The organism is Desulfovibrio porci, from assembly GCF_009696265.1.
In the GTDB taxonomy this organism is placed as follows: Bacteria; Desulfobacterota; Desulfovibrionia; order Desulfovibrionales; family Desulfovibrionaceae; genus Desulfovibrio; species Desulfovibrio porci.
In genome coordinates this window covers 40,903-55,808 of the sequence record NZ_VUMH01000005.1, presented here as the reverse complement: position 1 = coordinate 55,808, position 14,906 = coordinate 40,903, and the positions used below count along the sequence as shown (strand labels likewise).

Annotated in this window: 13 protein-coding genes and 1 tRNA gene; 12 read left to right on the top strand and 2 right to left on the bottom strand. The window is 60.4% G+C overall.

Annotated features, from left to right (window positions below):
- Positions 1–8 precede the first annotated feature (8 nt).
- The 3 genes from FYJ44_RS06400 to metG all read left to right on the top strand — a co-directional run bounded on the left by FYJ44_RS06400 (position 9) and on the right by metG (position 4,055).
- Positions 9–635 (top strand): hypothetical protein, encoded by a 627-nt coding sequence (locus tag FYJ44_RS06400; protein WP_154510327.1) that lies wholly within the window; start codon positions 9–11, stop codon positions 633–635.
- 159 nt (positions 636–794) lie between these two features.
- Positions 795–1,886 (top strand): PSP1 domain-containing protein, encoded by a 1,092-nt coding sequence (locus FYJ44_RS06395; protein WP_154510324.1) that lies wholly within the window; start codon positions 795–797, stop codon positions 1,884–1,886.
- 174 nt (positions 1,887–2,060) lie between these two features.
- Positions 2,061–4,055, top strand: a complete 1,995-nt coding sequence (gene metG, locus FYJ44_RS06390) for a methionine--tRNA ligase (RefSeq protein WP_288229272.1) — start codon at positions 2,061–2,063, stop codon at positions 4,053–4,055.
- A gap of 42 nt (positions 4,056–4,097) precedes the next feature.
- On the opposite strand, the gene FYJ44_RS06385 is transcribed toward metG, so the two are convergent.
- A complete protein-coding gene (locus FYJ44_RS06385; protein WP_154510321.1) occupies positions 4,098–4,286 on the bottom strand; it encodes a hypothetical protein in 189 nt (62 codons plus the stop codon).
- Between the two features lie 136 nt (positions 4,287–4,422).
- On the opposite strand from FYJ44_RS06385, the gene FYJ44_RS06380 reads away from it, so the two are divergent.
- The 9 genes from FYJ44_RS06380 (at position 4,423) to FYJ44_RS06340 (ending at position 13,822) form a co-directional block, all read left to right on the top strand.
- Positions 4,423–5,220: an undecaprenyl-diphosphate phosphatase gene (locus FYJ44_RS06380; protein WP_154510319.1), complete on the top strand. Its 798-nt coding sequence runs from the start codon at positions 4,423–4,425 to the stop codon at positions 5,218–5,220.
- Between the two features lie 77 nt (positions 5,221–5,297).
- A tRNA-Met gene (locus tag FYJ44_RS06375) sits at positions 5,298–5,374 on the top strand.
- Between the two features lie 377 nt (positions 5,375–5,751).
- Positions 5,752–6,066 (top strand): helix-turn-helix domain-containing protein, encoded by a 315-nt coding sequence (locus FYJ44_RS06370; RefSeq protein ID WP_154510316.1) that lies wholly within the window; start codon positions 5,752–5,754, stop codon positions 6,064–6,066.
- 178 nt (positions 6,067–6,244) lie between these two features.
- Positions 6,245–7,426, top strand: coding sequence for an MFS transporter (locus FYJ44_RS06365; protein WP_154510313.1), 1,182 nt, complete (start codon positions 6,245–6,247; stop codon positions 7,424–7,426).
- Positions 7,427–7,757: 331 nt separating this feature from the next.
- The gene (locus FYJ44_RS06360) at positions 7,758–9,224 is read left to right on the top strand and encodes a 30S ribosomal protein S1 (protein WP_154510310.1); all 1,467 of its coding nucleotides are present in this window, start codon (positions 7,758–7,760) and stop codon (positions 9,222–9,224) included.
- 14 nt (positions 9,225–9,238) lie between these two features.
- Positions 9,239–10,672 carry a DegQ family serine endoprotease gene (locus FYJ44_RS06355; protein ID WP_154510307.1) on the top strand — a complete coding sequence of 478 codons (1,434 nt, stop codon included), beginning with the start codon at positions 9,239–9,241 and terminating at the stop codon, positions 10,670–10,672.
- A 59-nt stretch (positions 10,673–10,731) separates the two neighbouring features.
- Positions 10,732–11,745: a glycosyltransferase family protein gene (locus FYJ44_RS06350; RefSeq protein ID WP_154510304.1), complete on the top strand. Its 1,014-nt coding sequence runs from the start codon at positions 10,732–10,734 to the stop codon at positions 11,743–11,745.
- Positions 11,746–11,815: 70 nt separating this feature from the next.
- Positions 11,816–13,462, top strand: a complete 1,647-nt coding sequence (locus FYJ44_RS06345) for a phosphoglucomutase (protein WP_154510301.1) — start codon at positions 11,816–11,818, stop codon at positions 13,460–13,462.
- A gap of 6 nt (positions 13,463–13,468) precedes the next feature.
- Positions 13,469–13,822 (top strand): hypothetical protein, encoded by a 354-nt coding sequence (locus FYJ44_RS06340; RefSeq protein ID WP_154510298.1) that lies wholly within the window; start codon positions 13,469–13,471, stop codon positions 13,820–13,822.
- A 105-nt stretch (positions 13,823–13,927) separates the two neighbouring features.
- Here the strand turns inward: FYJ44_RS06340 and FYJ44_RS06335 are convergent, their stop codons facing one another.
- Entirely contained in the window at positions 13,928–14,665 is a 738-nt protein-coding gene (locus FYJ44_RS06335) for a pseudouridine synthase (RefSeq protein WP_288229601.1), read from the bottom strand.
- Positions 14,666–14,906 lie beyond the last annotated feature (241 nt).

The window sequence follows — 14,906 nt, the reverse complement described above, 5'->3', positions numbered from 1 at the left end:
AGGAATCCATGCTGCACATCAGCCATATCAAAACCTCCTCGCTGGCCGATTATGTCGAACCCCGCGCCCATGACACTATTATTGTCATGCCGACCACGGATATGAAACTGGCCCGGAGGGCCGCCGAGGTCATGAGCAGGCGCACGGATCGGGAAGGCCTCCTTGTCATTGCTGAAGATGACCTTCGTTTGGGATTCATCGCCACGGCCAACAGCGTTTATAATAAAACGCGGTCCGCCTGCTTCGGCTACGTGGCGCAGGACGCCTTCGCGGGCCAGTACTGGCTGGACTATGGCCTGCATGCATTAGAAAAAAGCCGGGCCGGACTCCTTGCGTTCAATGACGGAAGATTTTTCGGAAAGATCGCGGTGTTCGGGCTGGCAATGCGCCGTTGGCTGAAAAGCGTCTATGGCCAAGGTGTTTTTTACACGGGCTACCACTCGCATTTCGCGGATACGGAACTCTCCGTCATAGCCCTGGCAAGCGGCAACCTTGTATTCAACCCTAACGCCCTGCTGGTGGAGGTGGATTACGAAAAACACCTCCACGGCAATGACCCCGCTGATGAAAGTCTTTACAGAGAGCGGGCGGGGCAAGGCTTTGACGGAAGAATCGAGCCTTTTACTCCTGCCTGAGCCTTGCCGCCGTCTCCGGGTGGAATAGATTGGTAATGTCTTGCCTCCAAATGTGTCGAATGATGCGCTACGGCTGCCCTGTGTTGACAGCAAGGCCGATATGGCCGAAAAGTAATCCTTTGGGCAGACTTTTTTGACGCTTTTACCGCAGTGATGTTTATGTCTATATTCGGTGTTAAATTCCGCGCGCTCGGGCAGACGAACTATTTTTCCGGACCGCCGGAGCTCAGGCGCGGCGACCACGTCCTGATTGAGGCCGATCAGGGCCTGACCCTGGCTGAAGTGGTTTCCGGTCCGCTGGAGAGCCTGCCCGGCTCTGAAGAGCGGGACCTGCCTTCCATTCTGCGGCAGGCGGGGCCCGCGGAAGAAGACACCGGCCGGGAAAACGCGACTCTTGCCCGCGAGGCCACGTTTTTTTGCCGCCAGTGCATCCGCGATCGCCGTCTGGATATGAAGCTGGTGGACGTGGAAGTGTTTTTTGACCGCAGCAAGCTGATTTTTTACTTTACCGCGCCCGCGCGCATCGACTTCCGCGATCTGGTCAAGGATCTGGTGCGCGAATACCGTGCCCGTATCGAGCTGCGCCAGATCGGCGTGCGGCATGAGACCCAGATGGTGGGCGCAGTGGGCAATTGCGGCATGGTCTGCTGCTGTCGGCGCTATCTGCGCAAATTCGCGCCGGTGACCATCCGCATGGCCAAGGAACAGAACCTCTTTCTCAATCCCGCCAAAATTTCCGGCATCTGTGGCCGTCTGCTTTGCTGCCTTTCCTACGAGCAGGAAAATTACGATCATTTCCACCGCAACTGCCCGCGTCTGGGCAAAAAATACCAGACCGACCGGGGCGGCATGAAGGTGTTGCGGGCGAACATGTTTCGCAACTCCCTGTCCGTGCTCACGGAAAACAACGAGGAACTGGAGCTGAGCCTGGACGAATGGCAGGCTCTGGCGCCCCATCGTCCCGAGCCGCAGCAGCAGGGCGGTCAGCCCAAGCAGGCAGCCAAGCCCCGCCAGGGCGATGGCCTGCTGGTGGTTTCCGTAACGCCCGACACGGTGGAAGACCCCGGCCTGTTTGACGATCTCTTGCCCCCCGCCGAAAGCGGGCGGGCTGGGGAGGCGGAGCAGCCGCCTGCGGCCGGTTCGGCGGAAAACCGGGAGGAAAGAGGCGACGCGCCAAGTCCACCCGGCGAGCCCGGCAAAAGCCGCCGCAAGCGTCGGCGCAAGCCGTCACAACGCCCGGAAAACGGGTAGAAGTCATTTCATAACGGACTGCTATCGGCGGCCGAGAGCCTGCCACGGCGGCAACATCCGCCGTGAACGAGCCGAAAACATGGTTTTCGGCGAAGTGATCCTCATAAATCGCCCGAGGGCGATTTTGAAATGAGCTGTAGAGACTGAATTCAAGCCAACAGCACGGAGCCTTGTGTGAAAAGCTTTTTCATCACCACGCCCATTTACTACGTCAATGCCAATCCTCATCTGGGGCACGCCTACACCACGGTGGTGGCGGATTCTCTGGCCCGTTTTCACAAACTCCAGGGGGAGGACACGCTGTTTCTGACCGGCACGGACGAGCACGGCGACAAAATAGTGCAGGCCGCCGAAAAGCAGGGCCAGACCCCCAAGGAATTCGTGGACGCCGTCAGTGCCCGTTTTCAGGCGCTCTGGCCGCAACTGGGCGTTGCCAACGACCGTTTCGTGCGCACCACCGACGAGGCGCACAAGCGCGCGGTGCAGGACTTTCTGCAAAAAGTGTATGACGCCGGCGACATCTATTTCGGCGAGTTCGGTGGCCATTACTGCTACGGCTGCGAACGTTTCTACACCGAAAAAGAGCTGGAAAACGGCCTCTGCCCCCAGCATCTGACCAAGCCGGAATTCATCAGCGAAAAGAACTACTTCTTTCGCATGTCCAAGTATCTGCCCTGGCTGCGGGAGCATATCGCCCGGCATCCGGACTTCATCCGGCCCGAGCGCTACCGGACGGAAGTGCTGGCCATGCTGGAATCCGGCGCGCTGGAGGATCTCTGCATCTCGCGCCCCAAAACGCGCCTGACCTGGGGCATTGAGCTGCCGTTTGACAAGGATTACGTCTGCTACGTCTGGTTCGACGCCCTGATCAACTATATCAGCGCGCTGGGTTGGCCCGACGGGCCGGACTACGCCCGTTACTGGCCCGGCGAACATCTGGTGGCCAAGGATATCCTGAAACCGCACGCCGTGTTCTGGCCCACCATGCTCAAGGCCGCCGGTCTGCCGCTGTACAAGCACCTCAACGTGCACGGCTACTGGCTCTCACGGGACACCAAGATGTCAAAATCCCTGGGCAATGTGGTGGACCCCCTGGAAACGGGGCAGCGCTTCGGGCTGGATGCCTTCCGTTATTTTCTGCTGCGCGAGATGCACTTCGGTTCCGACGCCAGCTTCAGCGAAGAGGCGCTCATCGGCAGGATCAACGCCGATCTGGCCAACGATCTGGGTAATCTTTTCAGCCGGGTGCTTTCCATGACCGCCAAGTATTTCGGCAGCCGCGTGCCGCAGCCCACGCAGCAGGAGCCGGATGACGAGGCCATCGTGGAGCTCTGCGCCACAGCCATGCGCAATTTCTCCCAGTTGTTCGGCAACGTGCAGTTTGCCCAGGCCCTGGAATCCCTGTGGGAACTGGTGCGCGCCCTGAACAAGTACGTGGACAGCCAGGCCCCTTGGGCTTTGCACAAGCAGGGGAATATGGAGCGGCTTGCCACGGTCATGTATATTCTGCTGGCGGCTATGCGCAAAATCGCCATCTGCCTCTGGCCGGTCATGCCCGACGCCTCCCGTCAGATGCTGGAACAGTTGGGCCAGCCCACGGAAAAAAATCTGCCCCCGGTAACCGGCCTGGAAGAAGAAATCACCTGCTTCGGCGGGTTGGGCGCGGGCACGCATGTGGCGGCCGCGTCCAATCTTTTTCCGCGCATCGACGTGAAGAAAAAGACCGAGGCGGAGGACAAGAACGCCGCCGCGCCAAAGGTTCAGGAAAAACATAAAGAAAAAAAGGCGGACAAGTCCGCCGCTGCTGCGGAGGTTCCCGCGCCTTCCACGGAAGCGGGGCGGTCTGAAGTGGATTTTGACCACTTCAAGGCTCTGGATCTGCGGGTGGGCACGGTGCGTGTTGCGGAGCGGCACCCTAACGCGGATCGCATCCTCCGTCTGGAGATTGATTTCGGCGAAGGGCAGCCGCGCCAGATTCTTTCGGGACTGGCAGAATACTACGAACCCGAGAATCTGGTGGGCAGGCAGGTCTGCGCCGTGCTGAATCTCGCGCCGCGCAAAATCCGGGGGCTGATGTCCTACGGCATGGTGCTTACCGCCCAGGGCGGGGACGAACTCAGCCTGCTGGCTGTTGCCAAGCCCGTGCCTGACGGCAGTGAAATCGCGTAAGGTCTGCTGACGCCAAACGTTGACGAAAAAAAGAACGGAACCTCAGTTGAGCTTCTGCTCACTGCGTAAAAGACGCTCCAGGGCTTCCGCGTCCACAGGCGTGAGATTGAAGCGCATGCCCGCTTCGTCCAGCAGGCTGGGCAGGCTTTTGCCGGGGTCGTGTTTGCGTTCCTCCTGCAGATAGGCGAAAGCTCGACGCACAAGTTCACTCTTGGGCATAATGGTCGGCATCGGGGTAGTCCTCACTTTTTTTGTTACATAGCCACGGTACGGCTTTTTGGCAATGCCGCGCCGGCACTGCCGCAACGCGGACGGACAACGAAAAACAGCGGACACCGCGCCACGGCGGCCCGTCCGGAGGCCAGATATGGATAATCTGCTCACCGCTCTTATTCTGAGCATAGTGGAGGGACTGACCGAATTTCTGCCGGTTTCCTCCTCGGGCCACCTGATTCTTGTGGGCGACCTGCTCAACTTTGTGGGCGACCGGGCCGCCACGTTTGAAGTGGTCATCCAGCTCGGGGCCATCATGGCTGTGGTGGTGCTGTACTGGAAGCGCTTCTGGGGCCTGGTCCGGCCCCAGCCCTATGTGCGCTTCGCCGGCATGCGCGGCATCTGGCTGCTGATCCTTACTTCGCTGCCCGCCAGCGTGATGGGCCTGCTGTTCCACTCCATGATCAAGGAATATCTGTTCCGGCCCGCCACCGTGCTCATCGCCCTGGTGGTGGGAGCCGTGTGCATGATCCTGGTAGAGCGGCGCAAGCACAAGCCCACCTGCATCAGCCTAGACGATATGACGCCGCGTCTGGCACTGGGCATCGGCTGTTTTCAGTGTCTGGCCCTCTGGCCCGGCTTTTCGCGCTCGGCGTCCACCATCATGGGCGGCATGCTGCTGGGGGCAAAACGGCCGCTGGCGGCGGAATATTCTTTTATCGCGGCGGTACCCATCATGGTGGCGGCCACGGGTTTTGACATGCTCAAGAATCTCAGCCTGTTCACGGCGGCGGATATTCCCTTTTTCGCCGTGGGCATGGTGGGTTCCTTCATTTCGGCCCTGCTGGCGGTGAAGGCATTCGTGGCCCTGGTGGGGCGGATGACCCTGGTGCCCTTTGCCGTTTACCGCCTGCTGATCGCACCCTTTATCTATTATTTCATGGTTAATTGACGGGCGGCGCAAAAAGCGCTTGCCAAGCAGAGGCAAATTGTATAAACAAATCGACGCGTCGCCACCGGACGCAGTATGGCAAGGTAGCTCAGTTGGTCAGAGCATGCGGTTCATACCCGCAGTGTCGGGGGTTCAAATCCCTCCCTTGCTACCAGAAAAACAAACCCGGACGTTGTGAAAACGCCGGGTTTTTTCTTTTTCTGAAACGAAAATTTCCCATAACAAACCGCCACGCCAAGGCCCCCGCGTTGATTCAGCGCGGGACCTTGGCGTTCATGGGCGCTTTCAACGCCTTTCGGGCATATTCCCCGCAGGTGCTGACTACACCTTACCCAAGGTGGACCGCCGCCGACACGCGCGGGGTATGCTTGCTTCGGTAAGTATGGCTGTCTCTCTGCGTATGCTGTCGGGAGTGCGGTGAATACAAAACTTTCCTCCGGGAAGGGAATAAACCCGCCGTCCTTGGGCGGTAGTCAGCTCCCGGCAATTGCTCCTATCGGCGGTTGCCATCAGCAACGCCGGAGAGCTGACATGACCGAAGACCCTGCCCCCTATGGTTCCCTCCTGTATCAGGCAGACCCCGAAGCCCGCTGGAACCGCCTGCTTGAGGCCGCGGAATGCCATAACCAGTCTGAACTGGCGGCATTTCTGGGGCTGCGGCAATTCGTTGTTTCCGATGCCAGGCGGCGCGGCTCCATTCCGTCGGAGTGGCTGCTCACGCTGCTGCGCGAAAGGTGGATCAATCCTGCCTGGATACTCACCGGCGCAGGCGCGCGCTTTCTGCAAACCGTACCCGTTGCGGGCGGCAGCCTGTCGTGGAGCGGGGCAGGGGGCATGCGGGCCTGAAGCCTGTTCCACGGATGCGCTCATAGCTGAGATTGCGCGGCGGGCGCTCAAGCAACTGCGTTGACGGCTCCGGGGCGTCGTTCGAAAATTTTTCTTGCGGACCGGAATGCGCGCGGCTATGTTCGCCGCGTCATTACGCAGTCCGGATTATCTGCGCAACTCCCGCCTAGGAAAAAACATGCTTTCCCGCGCCCGCTACATCCTGCTCAACGCCTACCATATTCTTATTGACGGGCTTTTCGACGCTGTTCCCATTTTACTGGCCTTCATGGTGCTGTCCTTTGGCGCCGGGAAAGAGGCCGTGGGGCTGATTGTTTCCCTGGGCACAGCCGCGGGCACGGCGGCGGGGCTGGGCACGCTGTTTCTGGCCCGGAAGCTGGGCTTCATGCAAACCATCGCCCTGGTGACCGCCGTGTGCGGAGCCGGTTTCTGCGCGGGCACCTTCTCGGGCAATATCATTGCCGCCGGGCTGTGCTTCATTCTGGCCGTGACGGGGTACAACGTCTTTCACAATATCGCCTTTTCCTATCTCACCCTGCACACCGAAAGACGCCGCCTGGGCCGGGTTATGAGCGACTTCACGGCTATTGGCGATGTGGGCAGGATTCCCCTGGTGTCCCTGGCGGCCTTTGCCGCGGCCTATTCCTTCGCCGGATTTCCGGGCTGGCGGGCCGTCTGCCTGGTTTACGGCGCGGCGGCGCTTTTCGCCGCGCTCTGGCTTGTGCTCTCCTGCCGGGGCGAGCATCCGGAACAACAGGAAGAAGCCGCTCCAGGCAGAAGTTTTCCCTCTTTCGCCATGTTCAGAGAGAGGAATATCTCCCTGTCCATGCTGGCCAGCATTCTGAATGCGTTCAGCAATGACCGCATCTTCACCTTTCTGCCCCTGCTGCTCATCGCCAAGGGGATGGACCCCAAAATCATCGGCTCCTTCGCGCTGGGTTTCTCGGTGGGTTCTTTTCTCGGCAAGATGGCCTGCGGCCGCTTTGTGGACAATTTCGGCCCACGCAAGGTCTTTGTGGCCGCTGAATTGCTGCTGACGGTCCTGCTCTGCGCTTTGATCGCGGTGGACCAGCTTGCGCTTATCGTGGCCATCGCTTTGCTGCTCGGCATTGTGACCAAGGGCACGGTTCCGGTCATCCAGGCCATCATCACCGAGCCGGTGCGCGAGGCTTCGGCCTATGGCGACGTTTTTTCCATCAACTCTTTCCTGCGCGGCATAACCAACATGCTGACGCCGCTGCTTTTCGGCGTTATTGCCTCCACCTGGAGCATGGACAGCATCTATGCGATTATGGCCGTGGTGGCGGCCGTGGCCGTCATTCCGGTATTGATGATGCAACAACCTGATCTTGGGGGATAATCCGGCTTTTAGGTGGGGCTGTAAAAAATATTTCATGTATTGGATGAAGAATATTCGCCAAAAATCAAAATCCACGCCTGCGCCGCTGAGAAAACGGCCGGGCAGAATCAGGAATAATCAGGAATCCCCGGCATCGCTCTGCATAAAAATTATACAGCGTATAAATTTCGACCATTCTTCATAAGCCGCGCGGACGCCCCATACATGCCGGAAACCATATGCCGCGTCGCGCTCCACCCAAAAAGCGGTGTGCTCATTCATTGTCTTCTGTAAAAGGATAGGCTATGATTACCAACTTAAACAAAACGCCCAGTTTGGAGGAGCAGGAAATATGACTGAGGAAAAAACAGAAAGCCCCGCGCAGGAAGAAGGCACTGAAGATTTTGCCGCCATGCTGGCGGCCCACAGCGCTTCTTCCGGCCGTTTGCAGCCGGGCCAGAAGGTCAGCGGCACCGTCATTGCCATCACCGGAGACAGCGTCTTTGTGGATGTGGGCATCAAGGTGGACGGCATCATGGACCGCAAGGACATTCTGGATGCCGAGGGCAAGGAAAGCGCGGGGCCTGGCGACAGCGTGGAAGCTTGGGTCATTGCTGTTTCTCCGCAGGAAATCCGCCTTTCCCGCTCCATGAGCGGCAGCGGCGTGGCCGCGCTCGAAGAGGCGCGCGACGCCGCCCTGCCGGTGGACGGCCGCGTGACCGCCGTGTGCAAGGGCGGGTATACGGTGGAAGTGCTGGGCAAAACCGCCTTCTGTCCCGGCAGCCAGATGGACGCCGCGCCGAGCGACGCCGATTCCATGGTAGGCCGGGGCATGCAGTTCCTGATCATCCGCGTGGAAAACCGGGGCCGCAATATCGTGGTTTCGCGCCGCGCCCTGCTGGACCGCGAACGCCAGGAAAATCTGGACAAGCTGCTGGAAACCCTCAAGGAAGGCGACACCGTGGAAGGGCGGATCACCCGCCTGGCGCCCTTCGGCGCGTTCATGGAGCTGGCTCCGGCGGTGGAAGGCATGATCCACCTCTCCGAGCTGTCCTGGTCCCGCGTGGGTTCGGCGGACGAAGCCGTGTCCCCCGGCGATATGGTCCGGGTCAAGGTGCTCGGCATCAGCAAAAACGACAAAGGCCAGATCCGCATTTCCCTTTCGCGCAAGCAGGCCGAGGGCGACCCCTGGCAGGACGCGCCCGCGCGCCTGAACCCCGGTGACGTGGTGCAGGGCAGGGTGGTGCGCCTGGCGCCTTTCGGTGCGTTCGTAGAACTGTTGCCCGGCGTGGAAGGTTTGATCCATATTTCCGAAATGTCCTGGGCCAAACGGATCAACAAGCCTGAGGAAGTGCTCAGCGCGGGCGAAACGGTTTCCGTCAAGATCAAGGACGTCAACGCCGAAACGCGGCGTATCGCCCTGAGCCTGCGCGACGCCGAGGGCGACCCCTGGCAGGACGCGGCCCAGCGCTTTGCCGTGGGCTCCACGGTGACCGGCACGATTGAAAGCCGCACCCAGTACGGCCTGTTTGTGAGCCTGGCCCCCGGCATCACCGGGCTGCTGCCCGCCGGTGTGATCAAGAACGCCAAAAACGCGGCTCAGTTCAGCAAGCTGGACAAGGGCGACAGTGTGACCCTGATTGTTCAAAATCTGGACAGTACCGCCCGGCGCATCAGTCTGGCCCCGGAAGGTTCCGAAGCGGCCTCGGCCGCCGACGATAAAGCCTGGAAACAGCATGCCGCGGCCGGCGCCTCCTCTTCCGGCAACGGAATGGGCATTATGGCACAGGCTTTGCAGAAGGCTCTGCAAAACAAGTAATGAGGAGTGGTTCCATGATTCTAAAAAAATGCCTCGCCGCCCTGCTGGCCGTGACCTTTCTGGCCTCGGCCCAGCTTTCACAGGCGGCGGATTTGCCTGACTTCAGCGAGCTGGCGGCGAAAAGCGGCCCGGCTGTGGTCAATATCGGCACGGAACGCAAAACTTCCGGGGGCGGGCCTGAAGATTTCTTCGGCGAAATGTTCCGTAATATGCCCCCCGGTTTTGAAAAATTTTTTGATCAGTTCGGCGGCAGCAAGGGGCGTGGCGGAAAGCGTCCCCAGCAGAAGCAGAAGTCGCTGGGTTCCGGTTTTCTGGTGTCCGCTGACGGCTACATTGTGACCAACAATCATGTTGTGGCCGACGCCGACGTGATTCACGTCACCCTGGACGAAAATAACGGCAAGAGCGAGACGCTCAAGGCCAAGCTGATCGGCTCCGATGAGGAAACCGACCTGGCCCTGCTGAAAGTGGATGCCAAAAAATCCCTGCCGTTCCTGACCTTCGGCGATTCCGACGCGCTCAAGGTGGGCGAATGGCTGCTGGCCATCGGCAATCCTTTTGGTCTGGACCACACGGTGACTGCCGGTATTCTTTCGGCCAAGGGCCGTAATATCCGCTCCGGGCCGTTCGACAACTTCCTCCAGACCGACGCCTCCATCAACCCCGGCAACAGCGGCGGCCCGCTGCTGAACATGGCCGGTCAGGTGGTGGGCATCAACACGGCCATCATCGCCAGCGGCCAGGGCATCGGCTTTGCCATCCCCAGCAACATGGCCGCCAAAATCATTGACCAGATCAAGAGCGGCAAAAAGATCAGCCGCGGCTGGATCGGTGTGAGTATTCAGGACGTGGATGAAAACACCGCCAAGGCCTTGGGCATGAAAGAACCCAAGGGCGCCCTGGTGGGCAGCGTCATGGAAAACGAGCCCGCGGCCAAGGCCGGTATGAAGGACGGCGACATCATCATCGCCGTGGACAAGAAAGATATCGAAGACGCCTCGGCCCTGTTGCGCGCCATTGCCGACAAGGCTCCCGGCAGCGACGCCGTGCTGACCATCTGGCGCGACGGCAAGAACTTCGACCTTAAGGTCACCCTGGGCGAACGCAAGAGCGGCCAGAGCGACGGGCGGCCCGGCATGGGGCAGAAGCAGCAGGACGAAGGCTTGCTGGGCCTCTCGGTGCGTCCCCTCAAGGCTGAGGAACGCCGCGAGCTGAAGCTCAACAAGGACGAAGGCCTGATGATCGTGGATGTCGATCCCGACAAGCCCGCCGCCGAAGCCGATCTGCGTCCCGGCGACGTGATTCTCAAGGCCAATCTGAAGCCTGTGAACAGCGGTGAAGCTCTTTCCAAGATCGTCAAGGAAGAGGGCGTGAAGCGCGGGGCAGTCATGCTGCAGATTGAACGGCGCGGAGATGTCTATTTCCGCACCGTACCCCTCGGCAAGTAAACGCCGTTGCAACGATAACCAGGGCTGTCCCTCCGGGGACGGCCCTTTTACTATTGAAGATGAAGCTACGCATCCTTTCCGTGGGCGGTCAGTATCTGACGCAGTCCCTGCGTCAACTTGGTCATGCCGTGTTGTCGGTCTGCCCGGATCCGGAGGCGGATATTCCTCTGCCGCACCCGGAAACAGCGCGCAACCTGCTCGAACAGGCAGCGGGGCGGGGCTTTATCCCGGATATGCTGTTTTATGCCGATGACGGCAACCTGCCGCTGCTGATTAATCCCGAATCCGCGCCGTGCCCCTCGCTTTATTATTCCATTGATACCTACTGCAACCCCTGGCATCTGCCGTACGCGCGGGGTTTTGACCTGGTGCTGGCGGCCCAGAAGGACTTTCTGTCCCTGTTTGCCGATGAGGGCTTGCCCGCGCAGTGGTTTCCCCTGTTCTGCCGCTCTGTGGACGAGGCCGCGCCTTTTGACGCGCGGGATATTCCGGTGGCGTTTGTGGCCACGCTGGGGCATAAGAACAACCCCGGACGGGAGCCTTTTCTACGGAACTTCCGCGCCTTGCACCCCTTGGTGATGCGCTCGGGCGACTTCTTTCCCGTCTTCCGGCGCAGCCGCATCGTGCTCAATCAGACCGCCTTTTCCGAAGTCAATTTTCGCTGTTTTGAAGCCATGGGCTGCGGTTCGGCCCTGCTCATGGAGCAGTGTGGCAACGGCCTGGATGAATTGTTCACGCCGGATGAAAGCATTCTGCCCCCATACCCCAAAGATGATGCGGCCGAAGCCGCCCGCATCGCGTCCTCCTATCTCGCCCGGCCCCGGCAACTGGCGGAGATCGCTGAAAACGGACGCCGCCTTGTGGCCCAAAGGCATACAAGCCTAGTCCGGGCGCAACGCCTGACGGAGCACTGCCGTCAATTGCGCGCGGCTTCAGCACAACAGGCGCGCCTTGACCAAGCAGATCTGCGCCGGATTTTCGTCCGCACGGCTTTCGGCATGATCGCCAGTGAACTGCGTGGCCCGCACCTGGAGCGGCATCGGGCTTTTTTCCATAATCTGGCGACGCACTGAACGGCGACCCAAGGATTGCGGCGCGCTCTGTTCCGGCGTAGACTGGAACCATCTTCGCTGGAGGTTCTTTATGGCCGTCGTCCATTGTGATGCTGGGCATCTGCCCGCCCCTGAGAAGCTGGAACGTATCCCCGCGCTGATGAGCGCCTATTACACCGAATTCCCCAACCCCAAAATTCCGGCCCAGCGGGTATCGTTCGGCACTTCCGGGCATCGTGGCTCATCTGTGCTGCATACCTTCAACGAAGAACATATCTACGCCATCACCCAGGCCGTCTGCGACTACCGCAAGGCCAAGGGCATTGACGGCCCGCTTTTTCTGGGCGGGGACACGCACGCCCTGTCCGAGGCGGCTTTCCGTTCCGCCCTGGAAGTGCTGGTGGCCAACGGCGTCAGCGTGCGCATCGCCAAAGACGGGGCGTTTACCGCCACGCCCGCCGTTTCGCACGCCATTCTGCGCTGGAATGCCGGGCGAAGCGACGGTTTGGCCGACGGCATCATCATTACGCCGTCGCACAATCCGCCGCGCGACGGCGGCTTCAAATACAATCCTCCGCACGGCGGCCCGGCTGAAACCGAAGTCACCGGCTGGATTGAAAAAAGCGCCAATGCCTATCTGGACAGCGGCAACCGCAATGTTCAGCTCATGCACCTGCGCGCAGCCCAATCTTCTCCTCTGGTGGAGGAGTACGATTTTATCCGCGCCTATGTGGAAGACCTGCCCAAGGTGCTGGACATGAAAGCCATCGCCGCTTCGGGCCTCAGGCTGGGCGTGGATCCGCTGGGCGGGGCCAGCCTGCCGCTCTGGGATCCTATTGCCGAGGCCTATGGCATTGACCTGACTGTGGTCAACAAGAAGGTGGACCCCACCTTCCGCTTTGTGCCCTGCGACAAAGACGGCCTGATCCGCATGGATTGTTCCTCGCCCTATGCCATGAGCCGCCTGTTGGAGATACGCAACGACTTTGACCTGGCCTTCGCCTGCGATCCGGATTCCGACCGCCACGGCATTGTGACCCGCCAGGAACTGATGAATCCCAATCATTATCTGACGGTGGCGGCTTGGCATCTGTTCCGCACCCGAACGGACTGGCCGGCCGAGTGCGGCATCGGCAAAACCCTGGTGACCAGTGCCATGCTGGACAGAGTGGGGAAGGAACTCGGCCGTCCCGTGGTGGAAGTGCCCGTGGGCTTCAAATGGTTTGTGCCCTATCTGCTCAACCGGCGTTGCGGCTTGGGCTGCGAGGAAAGCGCCGGCGCTTCCTTTCTCTGTTTTGACGGCTCGCCCTGGAGCACGGACAAAGACGGCCCGCTGATGTGCCTGCTGGCCGCAGAGATCATGGCCAAGGAGCAGGCTTCGCCCAGCGAAATCTACCAAAGGCTGACCGACAGGCTCGGCGCGCCGGTCTACCAGCGCCTGGATGCGCCCGCTGACGACCGTACCCGGTCGCTGCTTAAGGCGCTGACGCCGGAAAGCGTGAATCTGCGAACCCTGGGCGGCTCGCCAGTGACCGCCGTGCAAACCCACGCGCCGGGCAATGACGCGCCCATCGGCGGGATCAAGGTCGTCAGCGAGGACGGCTGGTTTGCCGTGCGCCCTTCAGGCACGGAAGCCATCTGCAAGGTCTACACCGAGAGCTTCAAGGGCGAAGCCCAGCTCTGCGCCCTGCAAAAGGACGCCATAGACTTTCTGGAGCGCCTGCTGAAAGAGGAGTAGACCGAAATGCGGGAGAGTCGGCAGGAAGGCGGTGAGCCGCGGAAAAATTTTCGGGTGGGTCAGGCGCCGCGTTTTTTGTGGTTCGCCGTCTGCGTATTTTTCTGCGTCTTGAGCTTGGGCGAGATCTGGAACTCTTTCCATGATCCACAATACCAGTGGTTATTCGGCGGTGAGGGACCCGTTGCCGGTGTGCCGTGGTACCGGTCGCATTCCGCCTATGTCTGGTTCCTGGCCGGAGAATCCTGCTGGTATCTGGCGGGGATGGGCTTGAGCCTTGCCGCCAGAAAAAGGCCCGGCCTGTTCGTTTGCCATGTCATCCTCTCCGTACTCTGGATCATGTACCTGCAGCATCAATTCTAGAGCAGATTACCTTAAGATTAGGGCTACGGCGTCGCGGCGGGGAATCTCGCTTTACTCGACTCCGCGAGCAATTTTAAAGTTGCATTGCCTAATCTTGTAACCATATTACGCGGAAGAGGGCAGACCGGCGCTGCTTCTGAGAACGGCCACTTCCCGGGCCGTCAGTTGCCGCGCCTGTCCCGGCGTGAGTTCACCCAAATCCAGCGGCCCCTGAGCCACGCGGCGCAGACGCAGAATAGTCAGTCCCAGATCCCGGCACATGCGACGGATCTGACGGTTGACGCCCTGACACAGCACCATACGCAGCAAGGTGTTGTTGCCGCTGTTCGCCGTTTTTCGCTCCACATCCACGGGCAACAAATCCTGACCCTCGGCAAGGCGCATGCCCTGGCGCATGGCCGCCAGCGCCGTTTCCGGCACGGGACCACGCACCAGCACTTCATAGACCTTGGGCTGATGGTGACGGGGATGGGTCAGCCGCTGGGCCAATTCGCCGTCATTGGTCAGCAGCAGCAGGCCCTCCGAGAAATAATCCAGCCGTCCCACCGGATAAAGCCGCAGATGTCGAACCCCGGCCGGAAGGTATTCCATGACTGTGGGTCGTCCCTCAGGGTCGCTGACCGTGCAGACGGTCTGCACGGGCTTGTGCAGCAACAGATAGCAGTATTCCTGCGCCGCGGTGAGCTCCCGTCCGTTGACGGCGATGCAGTCGTCCGGCAGCACATGCCGGGCCGGATTCGCTTCCAGAACGCCGTTGACAAGGACCTGACCCGCAAGAATCAATTCGTCGGCCTTGCGCCGCGAGCACAATCCGGCGGCGGCAATGGCCTTGTTCAGGCGCACGCCGCCGGGCGCGTCGAGCTTGTCGGTATTTTGCCGTGGCGCGGTTGAGGCGTGGCGGATTTCAGCTTGGCTGTTGCCGGACTGGACGCGCCGTTGCGTGTGCGCCTGAAATTTTGTGCTGCGTGATCCTGATTTTCCTGGCATGGCGGCTCCTTATGGGTTGGAGGCATGGTGCTGGAAGAGAAGAGGCGCGTCAAGAGTGGCGTCTGAGCAGCCCTCGATTTGGGTTGAGAAAAACAAA